This window comes from Rhodosalinus sediminis (assembly GCF_003385555.1).
Lineage (GTDB): Bacteria > Pseudomonadota > Alphaproteobacteria > Rhodobacterales > Rhodobacteraceae > Rhodosalinus > Rhodosalinus sediminis.
In genome coordinates this window covers 33,730-50,769 of the sequence record NZ_QOHR01000021.1, presented here as the reverse complement: position 1 = coordinate 50,769, position 17,040 = coordinate 33,730, and the positions used below count along the sequence as shown (strand labels likewise).

20 protein-coding genes are annotated in these 17,040 nt (G+C 74.8%); 10 read left to right on the top strand and 10 right to left on the bottom strand.

Going from position 1 to position 17,040, the window contains the following annotated elements; genetic code table 11:
* From DRV84_RS12655 to DRV84_RS12640, 4 genes are all read left to right on the top strand, one after another.
* Window positions 1-533, top strand: a 533-nt coding sequence (locus DRV84_RS12655; RefSeq protein WP_192881422.1) for a peptidylprolyl isomerase, incomplete at its 5' end; no start/stop codon positions are given.
* Between the two features lie 20 nt (window positions 534-553).
* Window positions 554-1,150 (top strand): hemerythrin domain-containing protein, encoded by a 597-nt coding sequence (locus tag DRV84_RS12650; RefSeq protein WP_115981265.1) that lies wholly within the window; start codon window positions 554-556, stop codon window positions 1,148-1,150.
* The gene (locus DRV84_RS12645) at window positions 1,147-2,430 is read left to right on the top strand and encodes a molybdopterin molybdotransferase MoeA (RefSeq protein ID WP_115981263.1); all 1,284 of its coding nucleotides are present in this window, start codon (window positions 1,147-1,149) and stop codon (window positions 2,428-2,430) included. Before DRV84_RS12650 ends, DRV84_RS12645 begins: the two co-directional genes overlap by 4 nt.
* Window positions 2,431-2,441: 11 nt before the next feature.
* Window positions 2,442-2,957, top strand: a complete 516-nt coding sequence (locus tag DRV84_RS12640; RefSeq protein ID WP_115981261.1) for a DUF2478 domain-containing protein — start codon at window positions 2,442-2,444, stop codon at window positions 2,955-2,957.
* A 399-nt stretch (window positions 2,958-3,356) separates the two neighbouring features.
* On the opposite strand, the gene DRV84_RS12635 is transcribed toward DRV84_RS12640, so the two are convergent.
* The 3 genes from DRV84_RS12635 to DRV84_RS12625 are packed head-to-tail and all read right to left on the bottom strand — an operon-like array spanning window position 3,357 to window position 5,663.
* The gene (locus DRV84_RS12635; protein ID WP_115981259.1) at window positions 3,357-4,694 is read right to left on the bottom strand and encodes a sensor histidine kinase; all 1,338 of its coding nucleotides are present in this window, start codon (window positions 4,692-4,694) and stop codon (window positions 3,357-3,359) included.
* Window positions 4,691-5,350 carry a response regulator transcription factor gene (locus DRV84_RS12630; protein WP_115981257.1) on the bottom strand — a complete coding sequence of 220 codons (660 nt, stop codon included), beginning with the start codon at window positions 5,348-5,350 and terminating at the stop codon, window positions 4,691-4,693. The genes DRV84_RS12635 and DRV84_RS12630 overlap by 4 nt, the downstream gene beginning before the upstream one ends.
* Before the next feature lies 1 nt (window position 5,351).
* A complete protein-coding gene (locus DRV84_RS12625; protein ID WP_115981255.1) occupies window positions 5,352-5,663 on the bottom strand; it encodes a PepSY domain-containing protein in 312 nt (103 codons plus the stop codon).
* Between the two features lie 128 nt (window positions 5,664-5,791).
* On the opposite strand from DRV84_RS12625, the gene DRV84_RS12620 reads away from it, so the two are divergent.
* On the top strand, window positions 5,792-6,115 hold the full coding sequence (locus tag DRV84_RS12620) for a PepSY domain-containing protein (RefSeq protein ID WP_115981253.1): 324 nt from the start codon (window positions 5,792-5,794) through the stop codon (window positions 6,113-6,115).
* Between the two features lie 377 nt (window positions 6,116-6,492).
* On the opposite strand, the gene DRV84_RS12615 is transcribed toward DRV84_RS12620, so the two are convergent.
* The gene (locus DRV84_RS12615; protein ID WP_115981252.1) at window positions 6,493-7,506 is read right to left on the bottom strand and encodes a methyltransferase; all 1,014 of its coding nucleotides are present in this window, start codon (window positions 7,504-7,506) and stop codon (window positions 6,493-6,495) included.
* A 101-nt stretch (window positions 7,507-7,607) separates the two neighbouring features.
* A complete protein-coding gene (locus tag DRV84_RS12610) occupies window positions 7,608-8,240 on the bottom strand; it encodes a trimeric intracellular cation channel family protein (protein ID WP_115981251.1) in 633 nt (210 codons plus the stop codon).
* A gap of 145 nt (window positions 8,241-8,385) precedes the next feature.
* On the opposite strand from DRV84_RS12610, the gene DRV84_RS12605 reads away from it, so the two are divergent.
* The gene (locus DRV84_RS12605) at window positions 8,386-8,781 is read left to right on the top strand and encodes a VOC family protein (protein WP_115981250.1); all 396 of its coding nucleotides are present in this window, start codon (window positions 8,386-8,388) and stop codon (window positions 8,779-8,781) included.
* Between the two features lie 9 nt (window positions 8,782-8,790).
* On the opposite strand, the gene DRV84_RS12600 is transcribed toward DRV84_RS12605, so the two are convergent.
* The 5 genes from DRV84_RS12600 to DRV84_RS12580 form a co-directional block, all read right to left on the bottom strand.
* Window positions 8,791-9,609 (bottom strand): methyltransferase family protein, encoded by an 819-nt coding sequence (locus DRV84_RS12600; RefSeq protein ID WP_115981249.1) that lies wholly within the window; start codon window positions 9,607-9,609, stop codon window positions 8,791-8,793.
* Window positions 9,610-9,769: 160 nt separating this feature from the next.
* Window positions 9,770-10,081 (bottom strand): P-II family nitrogen regulator, encoded by a 312-nt coding sequence (locus DRV84_RS12595; RefSeq protein WP_115981248.1) that lies wholly within the window; start codon window positions 10,079-10,081, stop codon window positions 9,770-9,772.
* Window positions 10,082-10,085: 4 nt separating this feature from the next.
* Complete coding sequence (locus DRV84_RS12590; RefSeq protein ID WP_115981246.1) at window positions 10,086-11,066, bottom strand: sodium-dependent bicarbonate transport family permease; 981 nt, start codon at window positions 11,064-11,066, stop codon at window positions 10,086-10,088.
* 257 nt (window positions 11,067-11,323) lie between these two features.
* Entirely contained in the window at window positions 11,324-11,824 is a 501-nt protein-coding gene (locus tag DRV84_RS12585) for a cytochrome b (protein WP_115981244.1), read from the bottom strand.
* Between the two features lie 60 nt (window positions 11,825-11,884).
* Window positions 11,885-12,430: an EF-hand domain-containing protein gene (locus tag DRV84_RS12580; RefSeq protein ID WP_115981242.1), complete on the bottom strand. Its 546-nt coding sequence runs from the start codon at window positions 12,428-12,430 to the stop codon at window positions 11,885-11,887.
* Window positions 12,431-12,602: 172 nt separating this feature from the next.
* Between DRV84_RS12580 and DRV84_RS12575 the strand changes: the two genes are divergently transcribed.
* The 4 genes from DRV84_RS12575 to DRV84_RS12560 all read left to right on the top strand — a co-directional run bounded on the left by DRV84_RS12575 (window position 12,603) and on the right by DRV84_RS12560 (window position 17,027).
* On the top strand, window positions 12,603-13,334 hold the full coding sequence (locus DRV84_RS12575) for a response regulator (protein WP_115981240.1): 732 nt from the start codon (window positions 12,603-12,605) through the stop codon (window positions 13,332-13,334).
* On the top strand, window positions 13,331-14,734 hold the full coding sequence (locus tag DRV84_RS12570) for an ATP-binding protein (protein ID WP_115981238.1): 1,404 nt from the start codon (window positions 13,331-13,333) through the stop codon (window positions 14,732-14,734). The genes DRV84_RS12575 and DRV84_RS12570 overlap by 4 nt, the downstream gene beginning before the upstream one ends.
* Window positions 14,735-15,027: 293 nt before the next feature.
* On the top strand, window positions 15,028-15,630 hold the full coding sequence (locus DRV84_RS12565; protein WP_115981236.1) for a hypothetical protein: 603 nt from the start codon (window positions 15,028-15,030) through the stop codon (window positions 15,628-15,630).
* A 239-nt stretch (window positions 15,631-15,869) separates the two neighbouring features.
* Complete coding sequence (locus DRV84_RS12560; RefSeq protein ID WP_115981233.1) at window positions 15,870-17,027, top strand: phosphoserine transaminase; 1,158 nt, start codon at window positions 15,870-15,872, stop codon at window positions 17,025-17,027.
* Window positions 17,028-17,040 lie beyond the last annotated feature (13 nt).

The window sequence follows — 17,040 nt, the reverse complement described above, 5'->3', positions numbered from 1 at the left end:
GGGTCCTTTTTCCATGCCGGTTCACAGAGATCCGCGCCGAATGGGCGCGCGACCCGCAGCGCTTCCGCGCGCCCCCGCTCTGGGAGGTGTCGCATATCCTCGTCGCCTGCGACCCGCGCGACGCGGCGGCCATGGCCGCGGCGGAGGCGCGCGCCGCCGACCTCGCCCGCCGCGCGCTGGAGGTGCCCCGCGGCTTCGCCAGGCTGGCCGAGGCGCAGAGCGATTGCGGCTCGAAGGCCGCGGGCGGCGCGCTGGGCCAGATCGGGCCGGGCGACACGGTGCCGGAGTTCGAGGCCGCCCTGCGCCCCCTCGCCGAGGGCGAGATCACGGTCGTGCCGGTGCCCACCCGCCACGGCTGGCACGTTATCCGCATGGACGCCGTGGCCGAGGGCGCGGTCCTGCCCTTCGAGGCGGTGCGCGCAAGGATCGCGGCGGCCATGGAAAAGGCCGCCTGGGCCCGGGCCGCCCGAGACTACGTCACCCGACTGGTCGCCGCCGCCGAGATTTCCGGCGCGGATCTCCGACCGCTTTAGCGCCCCGGGAGGGCGGCTCCATGACCAGCCACGCCCGAGACCCGAGACGCGGGGACTGCCGCTCTCCGACGCCGCCGCGGCTCCTGAGCGATCCGCTGGGCGTCCTGCACGAGGACCACCTGCGCGAGCGCCACGTCTGCGCGATCCTCGACAGGCTCGCCGCCGGGGAGACCGTCGCGCGGCGCGACCTCGATCAGGCCGCGGGCTTCCTCGGGACGGAGCTCGCCCTCCACATCGCCGACGAGGAGGCCGACCTCTTCCCGCTCCTGCGGCGGCGCTGCGCGCCAGAGGACGAGATCGCGCCGGTCCTGGTGAGGCTGGAGGCCGATCACCTGCACGCCGGTGTCGACACGCCGGGGATCGTCGCGGCGGTGCGTGCGGGGCCGGATCGCCTCGACGCGACCGGGCGGGAGGGGCTGCGGCGTTACGCCAACCACGCGCGCCGCCACCTGATCCTCGAGAACGCCATCGTCCTGCCTTTCGCGCGGCTGCGTCTCGCGCCCGGCGACCTCGAGACGCTGGGCGGGCGCATGATGCGCCGCCGCGGGATCATGGCCCCGACCGTGGCGCGCGACGCGGGCGACGCTGCGGACAGCGGACCGGAGACCTGGGAATGACGGCGATCGACCGACTGATCGGGCCGGGCTGCGGCTGCGACGCGGGGGAGGGCGCCGGGGCCGCGATCTCCCTCGACGCGGCGTTGGAGCGCATCGCGGCCCACGCCGCGCCCGTCGCCGGGACGGAGGCCCTGTCTCCGGCCGCGGCGGCGGGCCGGATTCTCGCGCGGCCGGTCGCGGCGCGCGCGGCGGCGCCGCCCTTCGACAACGCGGCGATGGACGGCTACGCCGTGGCCACGCGCGCCCTCTCGGGCGAGGGCCCCTGGTGGCTCGCCGTGACCGATCGGGTCACCGCGGGGCAGGGCGCGCCGGCCCCGCTCCCGGGCGCCATGGCGGCGCGCATCTTCACCGGGGCGCCGATCCCGCCGGGCGCGGACGCGGTCGTGATGCAGGAGCACGTCCACCGCGAGGGCGACGCCATCCGCATCGACGCGCGCCCGGCGCCGGGCCTCAACCTCCGCCGCGCGGGAGAGGACATGGCGGCCGGTCAGCTCGTGCTCGACGCCGGCCGCCGGCTCGGCCCGCGCGAGATCGCCGCGGCCGCCGCGGCGGGGGCGGACAGGCTGCACGTGCGCCGGCCCCTGCGCGTCGCGCTCATGGTCACGGGCGACGAGGTGCAGCCCGCGGGCGTCGCGCGCGCCGCCGCCGCCGCCATCCCGGACGTCAACACGCCGATGCTCGCCGCCGCCCTCGCGGGACCGGCGGTCGAGCTCGTCGCCGTCGCCCACGGCGGGGACGATCGCGCCGCGCTGACGCGCCGGATCGCCGACCTCGCCGCGCGGGCCGATCTCGTCGTGACCACGGGCGGCCTCTCCGTCGGCGAGGCGGATCACGTCGCCCCGGCGCTCGCGGCCCTCGGGGCGGAAGTTTGCTTCGCCGGCGTCGCGATCAAGCCGGGCAAGCCCGTCGCCTTCGGACGCCTCGGCGCGGCGACGTGGCTGGGCCTGCCGGGCAACCCGCTCGCCGCCTTCGTCAGCTGGCACCTCTTCGGGCGGGCGCTCCTGCGCCGGCTCGCCGGTCAGACGCATCCCGTGCCGGCGCGGCGCCATGTGGTGACAGCAACTGCGATCCACCGCACCCCGGGGCGCTGCGAGATCAGGCCAGCGGCCATCGCCGGCTGCGACGCCGAGGGCCGCGAGATCGTCCGCTTCGAGGCGTCCACCCAGTCGGGCCGGGTCGCGGGGCTGCCCGGGGCCGACGGGCTGATGTTCCTTCCGGCCGAGGCCGATCACCTGCCGGCGGGCGCGCTGGTCGAGTTCGAGCCCTTCGCCGAGACATGAGGAGAGACGCGATGACCCTCGCCTGCACCATGGCGCCCGGCCGCGGCGACACCGACCTGATCCTCGCGGGGCTCGCCGCCGATCTCATGGCGCGCGGGCTGAGGCTCTGCGGCACCGTGCAGATCAACTCCGGGCGGGCCGACGCGGGCCCCTGCGACATGGACGTGCGCGTGCTGCCCCAGGGGCCGGTCCTGCGGATCAGCCAGGACCTCGGCCCCGCCGCGCGCGGCTGTCGCCTCGACCCCGAGGCGCTCGAGGCGGCCGTCGCGCTGGTCTCGGCGCGGCTCGACGCGGGGGCCGACCTGCTCATCGTCAACAAGTTCGGCAAGCACGAGGCCGAGGGGCGCGGTTTCCGCGACGTGATCGCGGAGGCCATAGCGCGCGATGTGCCGGTCCTCGTGGGGCTGAACGGGCTGAACCGCACGGCGTTCGACGCGTTCGCCGGCGGTCTCGCAACCCATCTGCCCCCCGAGCCCGCGGCCCTCGCACGATGGGCCGCGGACGTCGTCCCGGCCGCGGTCACCTGATCCGGGGCGGTTCCACTCCACGCCCCGGGCACGGCCCCTGCGCGTTCGTCCAGCCGTCCCCGCGCGGCCTGTTCTCCGAGGTCCGGGGAAATGGCCGGCGGGCCCGCGAAAGCCGGTCAGGGGCAGGCTGCGACACGACACCCGGCGGCCGCCGGCAGGACAAGCGCGACAGCCGGTCGCCACGTCCCCGCGCGGCGGACCGGGGGGGCGGCGGTGCCGTGACCCGCGCCCGGCCTCTTCGCGTTCGATCAGGCGAAGTCCCGCCCGCACGGCCGCGGGCGCGCCCTGATACCGCCCCGCGTCGCGGCCTCTGCCGAGAGAGGGCCAAGCCGCCCCTTTCGCGGCACGACCGCGCCGCCGGAGCGCGTCCCTGCGGCCGGGCCCGTCCGCGACGCCCTCCTATCCGGGGGCGCCGGGCGAGGGCAGGGCGAGGGTCGCCGTCAGGCCGGGATCGGCGTCGGACAGGGTCAGCCGCCCGCCCGCGGCCTCGCCGATCTCGGCGGCGATGGCGAGCCCGAGGCCTGTGCCCGTCTCGTCGGCGTGGCCGTGGCGGGCGCGCAGCGCCGTGCGGCGCTCGGGCGGGATGCCCGGACCGTCGTCCGTGACGCCCAGCAGGACTCGTCCCTCCTGCGCGCGCGCCGAAAGGGCCACCCGTGACCGGGCGTGGCGCGCGGCGTTCTCGGCGAGCGCGCCGAGCGCCTCGGAGAGGTCCGCGGGGTCGAGGGCGACGCGCGTGCCCGCCGGGATGTCGATCCGCCAGTCCAGCCGCGCGCCATTCGGCGTGCGCCGCAGCACCGCGACGAGCTTCTCCGCGACGTCGCGCGCATCGGCGCTGGCGTCGCCGGCCCGGGCCGCGGTGCGGGCGCGGGCCAGTTCGCGGTCCACGATCCGGCGCATGGCGCGGGCCGTTTCCTCGATCTCCTCGGCCTCGCTCTCGGCGCCGGTGGCGCGCAGGCGCGCCGCCTCGCCCATCAGGGCCTGCAGCGGCGTCTTGAGCCCGTGGGCGAGGTCGGCGGCGCGGGCCCGGGCGCGGGCGCTTTCGGCCTCGCGCGCGGCGAGCAGCGCGTCGATCTCCCCGGCGAGCGGGCGCAACTCCTGCGGCCAGTCCGCGCCCATGCGCTCTGCCCGGCCCGCGCGCAGCGCGGCGACCCGCGCCCCCAGCCCGCCGAGCGGCCGCAGCCCGACCCAGAGCTGCGCCCAGCCCGCCGCCGTCAGCGCCAGCGCGAGCAGCCCGAGATAGGGGAGGAGATCGGCCACGAAGGCGCGGCGGGCGGCGTCGAGGTCCGCCGCCGACATGGCGACCGCCGCGCGGGCGGACCCGCCGCCGAGCCGCGCTGGCAGCGTGACGGACCGCTCGAGCACCAGAAGCGCATCCCCGTCCGGCCCCGGCAGGTGGTGGACATGCACCCCGCCAGCGCCCAGCGTGTCGGCCGGAAGCTCCAGCGCGGCGTCCCAGAGCGCGCGGGATCGCTCGACGCCGTCCGGGCCTTCGATCTGCCAGTAGAGCCCGCCGTAGGGCCGGTCGAAGCGCGGATCCGCGGGATCGCGCGCCACGGTCAGCCCGTCCGGCCCCCGCTCCAGCCCCGCGAGGACCTGGTCGAGCTGCACGCCCATCTCGGCGACCGCGCGCCGCTCCACATGCGCGCCGAAGAGCTGCGACAGGCCGAAGGCCGCGAGGCCCAGCGCGCCGAGAACGGCCAGAGCCCCGGCCAGCGCGAGGCGCAGGCGCAGGCTCACGCGGTCTCCAGGAAAGAGCCGAAGCCGCGCCGCGTGCCGATCACGCCGCGCCCCAGCTTCCGCCGGAGCCGCGCGATCACCGCCTCCAGCGCGTTGGCCTCGCGCGCGTCGTCGTCGCCGTAGAGGTGCTCCAGAAGTTCCGTCGGCGGGACGGGCCTTTCGCGGTTCTGCATCAGGTAGGCCAGCAGGCGATATTCCAGCGCGGTGACCTGCACGGGCACGCCGCGCACCGCGACGCGCATCCGGTTGGTGTCGAGGCTGAGCGCGCCGGCCTCCTGCAGCGCGCCGGAATGGCCGCCGGAGCGGTGCACCAGCGCCCGGGCGCGGGCTACGAGCTCCTCCATGCGGAAGGGCTTGGGCAGGTCGTCGTCGGCGCCCGCCTCGATGCCTTCCACCCGTTCCTGCCAGGTGCCGCGCGCCGTCAGCACGAGCACCGGCATGGCGCGTCCGTTCGCGCGCCAGCGCTTCAGGACCGCCAGCCCGTCCATGCCCGGCAGGCCCAGATCCAGCACGACGAGGTCGTACGCCTCGGTGTCGCCGAGAAACCATGCGTCCTCGCCGTCGCCCGTCACCTCCACCCGGAAGCCCGCGGCCGTCAGCGCGTCGGACGGATCGGACGCGATGCGGGGATCGTCCTCGGCCGCCAGCGCGCGCATGTCAGTCGTCCTCCTCGCGTTCCAGCTCCAGAACGGTCGCGCTCGCGGCGTCGATCTCCATCTCGTAGAGCCGCCCCTCCGGCGTCACAAGCTCCAGCTCGTAGAGCCAGCGCCCGTCCTCGCGCTCCAGCTCTAGCGCGATGACGCGCCCGGGGCGCGCGGCCGCCGCGGCGGCGAGGATCTCCGGGAGCGGCAGTATCTCGCCCGCCTGCAGCGCCCGCCGGGCGCGGTCGTGGCCGTCGTCGTCGGCCAGCGCGGGACCGGCCAGAAGGCAGAGGAGGAGGAGGCTGCGGCAGGGGCTGGGGTATCGCATGGCCCGCATATCTACCGCCGCGACGCTGACGACACACTGACGCCGCGGATCAGCCCAGCGTCAGGCGACCCGGTGCAGAAGCGGGGCACCGGCGGCCATGGGGGCCGCCTCACCACGGGAGATACGACATGAGACGCAGCATTCTCTTCACCGCGGCCCTCGCCACCGGCCTCGCCGCGCTCGGCGCCGCCGCCCAGCAGCAGGATGCCGCCGGCGCGGCGCGACAGCCGGTGCAGGACCGCATGAGCGTCGCCGAGATCGCCACCATGCTCGAGGGGCAGGGCTACACCCTCCGCGAGATCGAGCTGGAGCGCGGCCGTTACGACGTCGAGATGATCGACGCCAACGGCCTGCGCGTCGAGGCTTACCTCGACCCGGTCACCGGCGGGGTCCTGCCGTATCGCGACGACCGGGACCGCGACGATGACGACGACGCGGGGTATGACGATTGATGGCGGAGACGGCGGACACCGGAACGGTGCGGGTCTGGGACACCCTCGTCCGCGCCATGATCACGGGCGCCAAGCGGCGACCGCGAGAGACCGCGCCGACGCCGGAGTGAGCACCCGCCCGTCGCGGTCCGCGCCGCGACGGGCGCGATCTTGCGCGGCGGCCCTCGGCCGCGCGCCCGGTCGCCTCGATCGACGGGGCGGTCAGGGAGACGGCCGGGCCCCTCGCCGTGATGCCCTGCGCCGGGCCGTGGTCGGACCCCGGCGGCCGGCCCCGGCGCCCCGGCGATCGACTGCCGCCACCCGCGCCTGCGCGCGGAGAGCGGCGGCTGGCGTCATCACGCGCGACCGCCACCTGCACAGGCGGCGCGTCGCGCCGGTCAGGCCGGGCGGTGGCCGGTCGCCAGCTTCGTCATGCCGGGGATGAGCGGCCCGACCTCGACCCGCTCGAAGCCCGCGGCGCGCATACGCTCGGCCAGCCAGCCGTCCGAGAGCGAGCGCGCCTCGGGCGTGAAGGCGGTGTGCTGAAGCTGCCAGAGCGCGGTGTTCTTCGGGCCCGAGCGGTCCTCGTCCACGATGAAGTCGTGCACCAGAAGCCGCCCACCGGGCGCGAGGTGGTCGCGGGCGCGGGCGAGCAGCGCCTCGTGCGTGTGATCGGGCAGCCCCGACAGCAGGTAGGACATAAGGATCGCGTCCTGCCCGCCGGGCCACTCGGCCTCCAGCGCGTCGCCGTCGCGGAAGGTGATCCGCTCCGAGAGCCCCGCGTCCGCGACATAGGCGCGGCCGAGCTCGGCGACGTTCGGGAAATCCACCACCGTCGCGCGCAGCTCGGGGTTGGCGCGGGCGAGCGTGATCGCGAAGGCCCCCGTGCCGCCGCCCACGTCGAGGAGATGGCGCACATCGCCGAGATCCACCTTCCGCGCGAGGCTCCGCGCCGGGCCGAGCGAGCCGGCGTGCTGGCTCTCGGAGTAGAGCCGCGCCTCCTCCGGATCGGAGAACCACGCGGCGTAGGAGCCGATCGCGTCCTTCGAGAGCCGCCCGGCGAGGGCGTCGCCGATCTGATCCATGACCGGGTACATCTGCCGCCCGACCTGCAGGCGCAGGTAGTCGCCGAAGTCGTATTTCGCCCCGCGCACGAGGAAGGCCTCGGCGGCCGGCGAATTGGCGAAGCCCTCGCCCCGCCGCTCGGTCAGGCCGAGCGCCGTCAGCGCCGTGAGCAGCGTGCGCGCGCGCTCCTCGGGCAGGCCGGCGGCCTCGGCGATGGCGGGGATGTCCCGCGCGCCGCCGGAGAGGCTGGTGAAGATCCCGAAATCGAGCGCCGCGAACAGCGCCTTGGACCCCATGTAGCCGAAGGCGATCTCGGAAATCTCCTCGGCTTCGGTCAAGCTGGTCATGTCCCGCTCCTGTCGGTTCTGGTCCTTGTTGTGTCGCACATGGGGCACGGGCTTACCCGATCGGGCGCGGGATATCCATGCGGGCGGGCGACAGGCGCGGATCAGGACAGGTCGTCGGGACTGCGCCCCGGGCGCGAGCGGTAGGCCGGCAGGCGCCAGCCGTAGCGGATCGTCCCGCCGCGCAGGATGAGCGCCGCGGCGAAGCCCCCGCCCGCCGTGACCCAGAGCGGCAGGCCCGCCCGGTCGAGCAGAAGGAAGGTCGCGGCGCCGAGCGCCGCCGCGGCGACGTAGATCTCCTGTCGCAGGAGGACCGAGGGCTCGCGCGCGACCACGTCCCGGATGATCCCGCCGAGCGTGCCCGTCAGCACGCCCATGACCACGGCGACGGTGGCTGATCCCGTCACGGCGAGGCCCTTGTAGGCGCCGAAGACGCCGTAGGCGGCGAGCGCCATGGCGTCGAGCCAGAGCAGGAGCCTGTAGCGCGACTCGAGAAGATGCGCCGTGAAATAGACGAGCACCGCCGTGGCCGCGCAGGCGAGAACATGCGCCGGGCGCTCGACCCAGAACACCGGAACGCCGAGCATCAGGTCGCGCGCCGTGCCGCCGCCGATGCCGGTGACCGCCGCGAGGAACAGGAAGCCGATCACGTCGAGCTGCTTGCGCGAGGCCGCGAGCGCACCGGTCGCCGCGAAGAGCGCGACGCCGACGAAATCCAGCGCTTCGATCGGGCTCATCGGCCTGCCTCCTGCTGCATTCGGCGTCGGGATACGCGATCGCGCGGCGCCGTGCCATGGCGCCCGGTGGACCCGACCGGGCGGCGCGGTTGCGCCGCGGCGCGCGCGACGGCATCAGGGCCGCGTCAGATCAGGAGATGCCCCGATGGCCCGACTCGCGCACAGCATGATCCGCGTTCTCGACGAGGCGCGGTCGATCGATTTCTACCGCCGCGCCTTCGGGCTCGAGGTGGCGGACCGGCTCGACTTCGACGACTTCACGCTGGTCTACCTGAGCAACGCCGAGGCCGCCTTCGAGCTCGAACTGACCGTCAACAAGGGGCGTGAGGCGGCGTATGATCTCGGCGACGGTTACGGCCATCTCGCGGTCACGGTGGACGATCTCGACGCCGAGCACGCGCGTTTCACCGAGGCGGGATTCGCCCCGCGCCGCATCGTGGACTTCGCGCCCGGCGGCACGCGCATCGCGCGCTTCTTCTTCGTGGCGGACCCGGACGGCTACCAGATCGAGGTGCTCGAGCGCAGCGGCCGCTTCGCCTGAGCACCCCGCTCAGCGCGGGCGCCGGCCGCGACCGAGCCGCGGCAGCGCGTAGGGCACCCGCGCGCGATAGGCCGCGAAGCGCGCGCCGTAGAGCGCGGCGAAGCGGCGTTCCTTCAGGCGCGGCGCGGCGAGGCAATAGGCCGTGTAGCTCAGCGCGAGCGCGAGTTGGTCCGGCGTCCAGACCGGCACCGTCCAGAGGGTGAGCGCGAAGGCGACGTAGATCGGCTGCCGGATCACGCGAAAGAGCCCGCCCGTCGGCATGTCGGGAAAGACGGGCCGGACGTTCCGGGCGAGCGACATCCAGCCGAGCGCGCCGGACTGCACCTCGGCGCCGGCGTCGAAGCTCGCCTTCACCAGCATCGCCCAGGCGCCCGCGTAGAGCGCCGTCATGCCCCAGAGCGGCGCGCCTTCGGCGCGCCACCAGACGACGCCGCTGGGCGTCCAGAGCGCGAAGAGCGCGAGAAGCTGCGCCGAGGCGATGATCGCGTAGCTCGTCGTGGCGAGCGTGCGGCCGTGCGGGGCCGGGGCGAGGCGGGCCAGCACGCCCCGCCCCCGCGCCGACAGCAGGACGGAATGTGCGAGCGGAAACTGCAGCAAGAGGAGCGCGTTCGCCGGGATGTGCCATGGCTCTGGCACGCGGCCGAAGCTCTCGCTCATGCCGAAATACATCGCGGCGATCATGGCGAGCACCGCCGCCGCGAAGATCAGGTGGCAGACGATCCCGTAGGTATAGGCCAGCGCGATGCGGCCCGGCCCCGGCGGCGGACGGAGCGCGCCGAGCGCGAGGTCGAAGAGGCGTTTCGCAGGGGATGAGGGCGGCAGTTGCATCGGTCCGGGACATAGGCCGATCCCGTGCCCGCGTGGGCGCGGCAGCATGTCGCGGCGCGGGGGCGTGCGCCGGCGGGCGTCCGCCGCCTTGCCGTCCGGCGGAACCGCCCGCCCCTGCGCGCGCCCGTCGATACCGTCGCGCCGCTCGGCCGCGCGGCGCTCAGAAGCGCTCCGCCCGCAGCACCTCGCAGTCGGTGACGCTGACGACGCCGATGTGACGCTCGACCACCTCGAAGGCGGCCTCGAGCAGCGTCTCGAGCCGCTCGGGCCGGATGATGCAGACGACGGAGACCATGCCCCCCGCGCGGCTCACCTGCCCCTCGCGGCTCCACTGCCCGGAGCGGCCCGAGCCGCCGAGCACCGGCAGGATGGTGAAGCCGGTCACGCCGGCCTTGATCAGGGCCGCGGTCAGGCGGTCCTCCATGACGGCCTCGATGGTGATCTCGACGCGCTTGGCCTTTTGGGTCTGCATGGGCTCAGCCTCCGGTCAGGGCCCGGGCTACCGCGAGATAGATGGGGATGCCGAGCGTCAGGTTGAACGGGAAGGTCACGCCGAGCGACAGCGTGAGATAGATCGACGGGTTCGCCTCGGGCAGGGCCACGCGCATCGCCGCCGGGACCGCGATGTAGGAGGCCGAGGCGGCGAGCGTCATGAAGAGCATCACGCCCCCCGGGCTCAGCCCCAGCAGGAGCCCCGCCGCCAGCCCGAAGGCCGAGCCCACGAGCGGCATCAGCACGCCGAAGGCGAAGAGCCCCGGCGTCAGCACCGAGCGCGCCTCCCGCAGGCCGCGCCCCGCGACGAGCCCCATGTCGAGAAGAAAGAGGCAGAGTACCCCCTGGAAGGGCGCCACGATGAAGGGCGCGATCATCTCGAGCCCCTCTTCGCCGGTGATCCAGCCGATGACGAAGGACCCCACCAGGAGCACGATGGAGCCGTTGAGCAGGATCTCGCGGACGAGGCCCTCCTCCATCTCGGCCTGCGTCTTGCCGAAGCGCGCTATGATCCAGAGCGCGGAGAGGATCGCCGGCGCTTCCATGACGGCGGCCACGGCGACCATGTAGCCCTCCGAGGAGAGCCCGACGGAGGTGATCACGGAACTCGCCGCGACGAAGGTCACGATGGAGATCGAGCCGTAGTGCCCGGCCACCGCCGCGGCGTCGGTCACCGAAAGCCGGGTCATCCCCTTGAGCAGGCCGAAGGCCACGACCGGCAACAGGAAGGACAGGACGACGCCGGCCACCAGCGACAGGACGAGCGTCGCGTCGATCCCGTGCGAGGCGACGCTCGCGCCGCCCTTGAAGCCGATCGCGAACAGGAGATAGATCGACAGCCCCTTGGCGACCGCTTCGGGCACCGAGAGATCGGAGCGCGCGAAGGCGGCGGCGACGCCGAGCGCGAAGAAGAGGATGATCGGCGACAGGAGGTTGTCCGCCGCGAGCGCGAGAATGCCGTCCATCTGCGTGTCCCCTGCGTTTCGGGTCGCGGGGTCATACGTCGCCACTGGCCCGGGGTAAAGCCGACCGCTCCCCCGGGCGCCGCGCCGCGCGCCGGTTGGGCCGCTGCCGGGCAGCGGGTGTCCTGCCGCCGAGCGGGCCGGGGCGTCCGGGCCTCGCGCCGTGAGTGCCCCACGGCGCGCCCCCGGACCGGCCCCGTGGGACGGTTCGCCGCGGGAAGGCCGGCCGCGGTGCGCGACGGTCACCGCCCGGGCGCGGCTCAGTCGGCGGGGCGGATCATCCGGCGCATCACGTCGCTCTTCAGGGCGAGCTTGTGCACCGGGATAGCCGCGACGTGCAGCGCCACCAGCGCGAGCAGCGCGATCTTGAGGACATTGTGCGCCCGCGCGGCCGGAGCCACGTCCGCGAACCACGCCAGCGCGCCGCTCAGCGCCATGCCGATCAGCAGCGCGTAGAAGGCCCAATGCGCCACATGGGCGAGCGTCGCGAGCGGGGCGGGCTCCTGCGCCGGGGCCGCCGGGGCGCCGCGGCCGAGCCGCAGGGCGAGGCGCCAGACGACGAAGGCGAGGATCAGCCCGCCCCCCGCCACATGGGCGAGGATCAGCGGATCGAAGGCGACGGTCTCGCCCGCGCGGATCGCGTCCCACGCCCCCGAAATCGCGTCGTGAAAGAGGTATTGCCCGGCGACGAGCGCGGCGACGGCCCAATGAAGGGCGATCTGCGTCGCGGAGTAGCCGGCGGGTGCGGTGGTGTCGGTCATCGTCTCTCCCCTCGTGCCATGGGCAGGCGCGCCGCGCGCGCCTGCCGTGCTGGCCGCGTGTTATTCGCCGGCGGTCTCGCGGGCGTTGACCTGCATCAGGTCGCGCCGGGCCATCATCTGCGCCGGAAAGGCGAGTTCGTCCGGGCTGATCCGCGCGTCGCCGTCGGCGTCGAGCCGGGCGAAGGGGCGATCGGCCATGCCGCGCGCGATCTCCGCGAAGAGCGCGGCGAACTCCGCCTCGCCGAGCGCGCCGTCGCCATCGGCGTCGTGGGCGGCGTGCAGCGCCTCCGCCCCCGAGCGGGCCTCTTCGAGCGTCACGGTGCCGTCGCCGTCGGTGTCGAGCGCCGCGTAGGCCGGCGTCTCGGTCAACGCGCCGAAGCCGGCGGGGCCGTCGCCCTGTCGGTCGCGCCGCGCCTGCCGGCCCATGCCGCGCCGCGCCGCCTCGGGGGCCCGGCAGTCGCGCGCAGCCATCATCGCGCCGCCCGGGCGCTCCATCGTCATGCGCGCTGCGCCGGGGCCCCGGTCGCCGGGACCGGCGAGGGCGGCTGCGCCGAGAAGCGTGCCGGCGGCGAGCGCGCCGAGGGTCAGGAGGGTCTTGCGGGTCATGTCGTCACCTCATCGGGTCCGTGTTGCGATGGGGCTAATCTGCCCGCGCCCTGTCGCGGAACGATCCCGGCCAGCCCGGAGAAATGTAACGCCGCGTCCCGGATCGGGCCTTTGCGACAGACTGCGACAGAGCGACTGTCCGCGCGCCGCGAAACCGCGCTATGACGGTGCCATGACCGCCCGAGAGAGCCCCCCGCGCGTCCTCGTCGTCGACGACCACCGCGAGATCCGCGACGCCGTGACCCGCTACCTTCAGAAGAACGGCCTGCGCGCCGAGGCCGCCGCGAGCGCCGCCGAGATGGACGCGGCGCTCAGGGCCGGGCGCGTCGATCTGGTGGTGCTCGACGTGATGATGCCGGGCGAGGACGGGCTCTCGGCCGCGCGCCGCCTCGCCGCGGCGGGCGGGCCGCCGATCCTGATGCTGAGCGCGTTGTCGGAGGAGACCGACCGCATCGTGGGGCTGGAGATCGGCGCCGACGACTACCTCGTGAAGCCCTTCAACCCGCGCGAGCTTCTGGCGCGGGTCAAGGCGATCCTGCGCCGCGCCGAGCGTCCCGAGCCGCTGGCCGGGCGCCTCGGCGGGCGCCGGCTCGCCTTCGCGGACTGGGTGCTCCACACCGACACGCGGGCGCTCACCCACGCCGACGGGCGCGAGGTCGCGCTCACCAGCGGCGAGTTCCGGCTGCTCACCGCGCTTCTGGAGCGCCCGCGCGTCGTGCTCTCGCGCGAGCGCCTCCTCGACCTGACGAGCGGGCGCGAGGCCGACGTCTTCGACCGCAGCATCGACAACCAGGTGAGTCGCCTGCGCCGCAAGATCGAGGACGACCCCGCGCAGCCGCGCCTGATCGCCACGATCCGGGCGGCGGGCTACAGCCTCGCCGCGGACGTGCGGGAGCTGTCGTGAGACGCCTCCGGCCCCGCGGTATCCTCGGGCAGCTCGCCCTCCTGATCCTCGCGGCCTTTCTCGCCGCGCAGGCGGCGAGCGTCTGGATCTTCGCCGGGGAGCGGGGCGAGGCGCTCCGCATCGCGCAGCGCATCGAGACGGTGGAGCGCGCGGGCACCGTCGCGCGGCTGCTGGAGCGCGCCGAGGGGGACGAGCGGGCGCTGGTGCTGGAGGCGGCGGGCACGCGGCTGCGCCGCTTCACGCTCGCGCCCGAGCCGCTGGTCGGGCCCGAGGCGGCGCTCCATCCGCGCCTGCGCGCGCGGCTACTCGGGCGCCTCGGCCTCGACCCGGGGCGCGACGTGCGGCTGAGCGAGGGGCCGGCGGCGCCCCGGCCCGGCCCCGGCGGGCGGCTGCACGGGCGCCTCGCGGAGGCCGGGATCGCGCCGGTCGAGATGCGCCTGTCGATCCCGCTCGACGAGGGCGCGTGGCTCAACGTCACCTCGCGGGTCTGGCGGCCGGGCGTGCAGCTGCCGCCGGCGATCCTCGGCACCACGCTCGTCTCGCTCGCGCTCCTGATGGGGGCGCTCTGGCTCGGGCTGCGGCGCATCACGGGCCCGCTCCGCCGGCTGGCGGAGGCGGCGGACGCCGTGGGGGCGGACGCGCAGCCCGTCGAGATGCCGCGCGACGGCCCGCGCGAGGTGCAGGCGCTCGCCGAGGCGCTGGCGCGGATGCAGCGCCGGCTCGCGGGGATGATGGCGGATCGCACGCGGATGCTCGCCGCGCTCGGCCACGACCTGCGATCGCCGATCACAGCGCTGCGGCTGCGCGCCGAGATGGTCGAGGACGCCGAGACCCGCGAGCGCATGACCGCGACGCTCGACGAGATGCAGGAGATGGTGGAGGCCACGCTGGCCTATGCGCGCGGCGTCTCGCCCGATCAGCCGCCCGAGCCGGTGGACCTCGCCGCGCTGCTCGCCGAGCTCGCCGGGGAGCTCTCGGAGACCGGCCCGGCGGTCACGGTCGCCGCGCCGGTGCCGGCGGTCCTGCCGCTCCGCCGGCTTGCGGTGCGGCGCGCGCTGCGCAACCTCCTTGAGAACGCGCAGCGCTACGGCGGCGGGGCGCGCGTGCGGCTGGAGGCCGAGGCGGGCGCGGTCCGCGTCGTGATCGAGGACGACGGTCCCGGCCTGCCCGAGGCCGATCTGGAGCGGGTGTTCGACCCCTTCGTCCGGCTGGAGACCTCCCGCTCGCGCGAGACCGGCGGCACGGGCCTCGGCCTGCCCATCGCCCGCGCGATCCTGCGCGCGCACGGCGGCGACGCGCACCTCGCCAACCGCGCCGCCGGCGGCCTGCGCGCGATGGTCACGCTGCCCCCGGCCGCGTCCGGGCCGCCCGACGGCGACGCAAAGTCGCCCACCGCCTGACGCTAGTCGGGTCGCGGGGCCTGCGGCGCGCGATGGCGGCCGTCGCGCGGCGTCATTGGCGGGCCGCACAGGCCCAAGCCGCGCCTCGCACCGGCGCCGCGAACGGCGGCCCGCGACACCCTGCCGCAGGCGTTTCCGCGGCGCAGCGCGCCTCTGGATCAAAAACGACTCCGCTCATGTCGCAGCGCAGCAAGCCGCTCTCCGGAATGGATTTATCTGCTTCGTCGTGACCGGGGCGCGCCCCGGTCGCGGACTGTGACGACGACGCAGGCACACCACCCGGAGGCAGGGACATGGCGTTCGACGAAGCGCAGCTGGCCGCGGTCGCGGCCTCTCTCAGCGTGATGGCGTATCTTCCCTACGGCTGGGCCGTGCTGCGCGGCCGGGCGCGTCCGCAGCGGTCCTCCTGGCTGATCTGGTCGGTGCTGAGCGCGGTGGCCTTCTTCGCCGTGCTGGGCTCCGGCGGGACGCGGGGCCTGCTCTTCACCGGATCGCAGATGGCCGGTACGGCGGCGATCTTCCTCCTGTCGCTCTGGCGCGGCGCGGGCTCCGTCTTCAACCGATCGGAGGGGGCGATCCTGAGCCTCTCGGCGCTCGGGCTCCTGCTCTGGTGGGCGACGGACGACGCGGCCTACGCCATGGCGCTCTCCATCGCCATCGGCGCGACGGGCGGGTCGCTCACGGTCCTTCAGGCCTATCGCCGGCCGGGGTCGGAGGCGCTCCTGCCCTGGGCGGTGCAGACGCTGGCGGCCGGGTTCGGCGTCGCCTCCGCGCTGGGCGGCAGCATGCTGGAACTCGCCTATCCGGCCTATCTGCTGGCGCTTTATGCCGCGATCTTCGGTGCTGGGCTCGCCGGGCGGTCGATCTACGGCCTGCCGCCGGGCGGCGCCGCCTGAGGCGCGACCGCGGCCGGGGGGCCGCGGGCGGCGCCATGGCACGGGAGAGCCCGGCGGAGCGATTCGCCCGGCCGCGCCGCCCCCGGCACGCGTCCCTGCGCACCATGCGCCGCACCCGCTCGGCGCTGCGCTTCAGGCGCACCGCAGACGGTTCGACGGTTGCACTTCCCCGGGGAAGGCTGTAGCGACGGAGGCGGGACACCCCTCCCCAACGAGGGGCGCATATCTGGAAGGATACCATGCCTGCACCCGTCAAACCGGCCGCGCGGCCGGCGAATCCGCGTTTTTCCTCGGGCCCCTGCGCCAAACCCCCCGTCTTCTCCCTCGACAAGCTCGCCGACGCGCCGCTCGGGCGCTCGCACCGGGCCGCTGCCGGCAAGGGCAAGCTCAAGGCGGCGATCGAGGGCACGCGCGAGATCCTCGGCGTCCCCGCCGACTACCGCATCGGCATCGTGCCCGCCTCCGACACCGGCGCCGTTGAGATGGCGATGTGGTCGATGCTGGGCGCGCGCAAGTGCGAGATGATCGCCTGGGAAAGCTTCGGCGCGGGCTGGGTCACCGACGCGGTCAAGCAGCTCAAGCTCGACGCCACCGTGCGCGAGGCCGACTACGGCGAGATCGTGGACCTCGCGCAGGTCGATTTCGACGCCGACGTCGTCTTCACCTGGAACGGCACGACCTCCGGCGTGCGCGTGCCCGACGGCGCGGCGATCCCGGACGACCGCGCCGGGCTGACGATCTGCGACGCGACCTCGGCCGCTTTCGCGCAGGACCTGCCGTGGGAGAAACTCGACGTCGTCACCTTCTCCTGGCAGAAGGTCATGGGCGGCGAGGCGGCGCACGGGATGCTGATCCTCTCCCCCCGCGCGGTCGAGCGGCTGGAAAGCTACACGCCGCCCTGGCCGCTGCCGAAGATCTTCCGCATGACAAAGGGCGGCAAGCTCAACGAGGGCATCTTCGAGGGGGCGACCATCAACACGCCCTCGATGCTCTGCGTGGAGGATTACCTCCTCGCGCTCGACTGGGCGCGCGAGATCGGCGGGCTCGAGGCGCTGAAGGCCCGGGCCGACGCCAACGCGCAGGCCGTCTGGGACTTCTGCGAGGCGCGCGACTGGATCGAGAACCTCGCCAAGGACCCGGCGACGCGCTCGAATACCTCCGTTTGCCTGAAGTTCACCGACGAGCGGATCGCCGACGGCGCCGCCTTCGCCAAGGCCGTCCAGAAGCGGCTGGAGGCCGAGGGCGCGGCGCTCGACGTGGGCGCCTACCGCGACGCGCCGCCGGGGCTCCGGATCTGGTGCGGCGCGACGGTGGAGCGGTCGGACATCGAGGCGCTGCTGCCCTGGATCGACTGGGCCTATCACACCGAACTGGAGGCGCAGGCCGCCGCCGCGTGATGGGCGCGCGGGG

What these genes read in the sequence shown, in the direction of transcription:
- DRV84_RS12645 (WP_115981263.1), top strand. Translation starts at nt 1,147, where the DNA reads ATGACGGCGATCGACCGACTGATCGGGCCGGGCTGCGGCTGCGACGCG.
- DRV84_RS12565 (WP_115981236.1), top strand. Translation starts at nt 15,028, where the DNA reads ATGGCGTTCGACGAAGCGCAGCTGGCCGCGGTCGCGGCCTCTCTCAGC.
- DRV84_RS12560 (WP_115981233.1), top strand. Translation starts at nt 15,870, where the DNA reads ATGCCTGCACCCGTCAAACCGGCCGCGCGGCCGGCGAATCCGCGTTTT.
- DRV84_RS12630 (WP_115981257.1), bottom strand. Translation starts at nt 5,350, where the DNA reads ATGCGCGCGCTGGCGGCCGAGGACGATCCCCGCATCGCGTCCGATCCG.
- DRV84_RS12625 (WP_115981255.1), bottom strand. Translation starts at nt 5,663, where the DNA reads ATGCGATACCCCAGCCCCTGCCGCAGCCTCCTCCTCCTCTGCCTTCTG.
- DRV84_RS12605 (WP_115981250.1), top strand. Translation starts at nt 8,386, where the DNA reads ATGGCCCGACTCGCGCACAGCATGATCCGCGTTCTCGACGAGGCGCGG.
- DRV84_RS12615 (WP_115981252.1), bottom strand. Translation starts at nt 7,506, where the DNA reads ATGACCAGCTTGACCGAAGCCGAGGAGATTTCCGAGATCGCCTTCGGC.
- DRV84_RS12595 (WP_115981248.1), bottom strand. Translation starts at nt 10,081, where the DNA reads ATGCAGACCCAAAAGGCCAAGCGCGTCGAGATCACCATCGAGGCCGTC.
- DRV84_RS12640 (WP_115981261.1), top strand. Translation starts at nt 2,442, where the DNA reads ATGACCCTCGCCTGCACCATGGCGCCCGGCCGCGGCGACACCGACCTG.
- DRV84_RS12575 (WP_115981240.1), top strand. Translation starts at nt 12,603, where the DNA reads ATGACCGCCCGAGAGAGCCCCCCGCGCGTCCTCGTCGTCGACGACCAC.
- DRV84_RS12650 (WP_115981265.1), top strand. Translation starts at nt 554, where the DNA reads ATGACCAGCCACGCCCGAGACCCGAGACGCGGGGACTGCCGCTCTCCG.
- DRV84_RS12585 (WP_115981244.1), bottom strand. Translation starts at nt 11,824, where the DNA reads ATGACCGACACCACCGCACCCGCCGGCTACTCCGCGACGCAGATCGCC.
- DRV84_RS12590 (WP_115981246.1), bottom strand. Translation starts at nt 11,066, where the DNA reads ATGGACGGCATTCTCGCGCTCGCGGCGGACAACCTCCTGTCGCCGATC.
- DRV84_RS12620 (WP_115981253.1), top strand. Translation starts at nt 5,792, where the DNA reads ATGAGACGCAGCATTCTCTTCACCGCGGCCCTCGCCACCGGCCTCGCC.
- DRV84_RS12610 (WP_115981251.1), bottom strand. Translation starts at nt 8,240, where the DNA reads ATGAGCCCGATCGAAGCGCTGGATTTCGTCGGCGTCGCGCTCTTCGCG.
- DRV84_RS12580 (WP_115981242.1), bottom strand. Translation starts at nt 12,430, where the DNA reads ATGACCCGCAAGACCCTCCTGACCCTCGGCGCGCTCGCCGCCGGCACG.
- DRV84_RS12600 (WP_115981249.1), bottom strand. Translation starts at nt 9,609, where the DNA reads ATGCAACTGCCGCCCTCATCCCCTGCGAAACGCCTCTTCGACCTCGCG.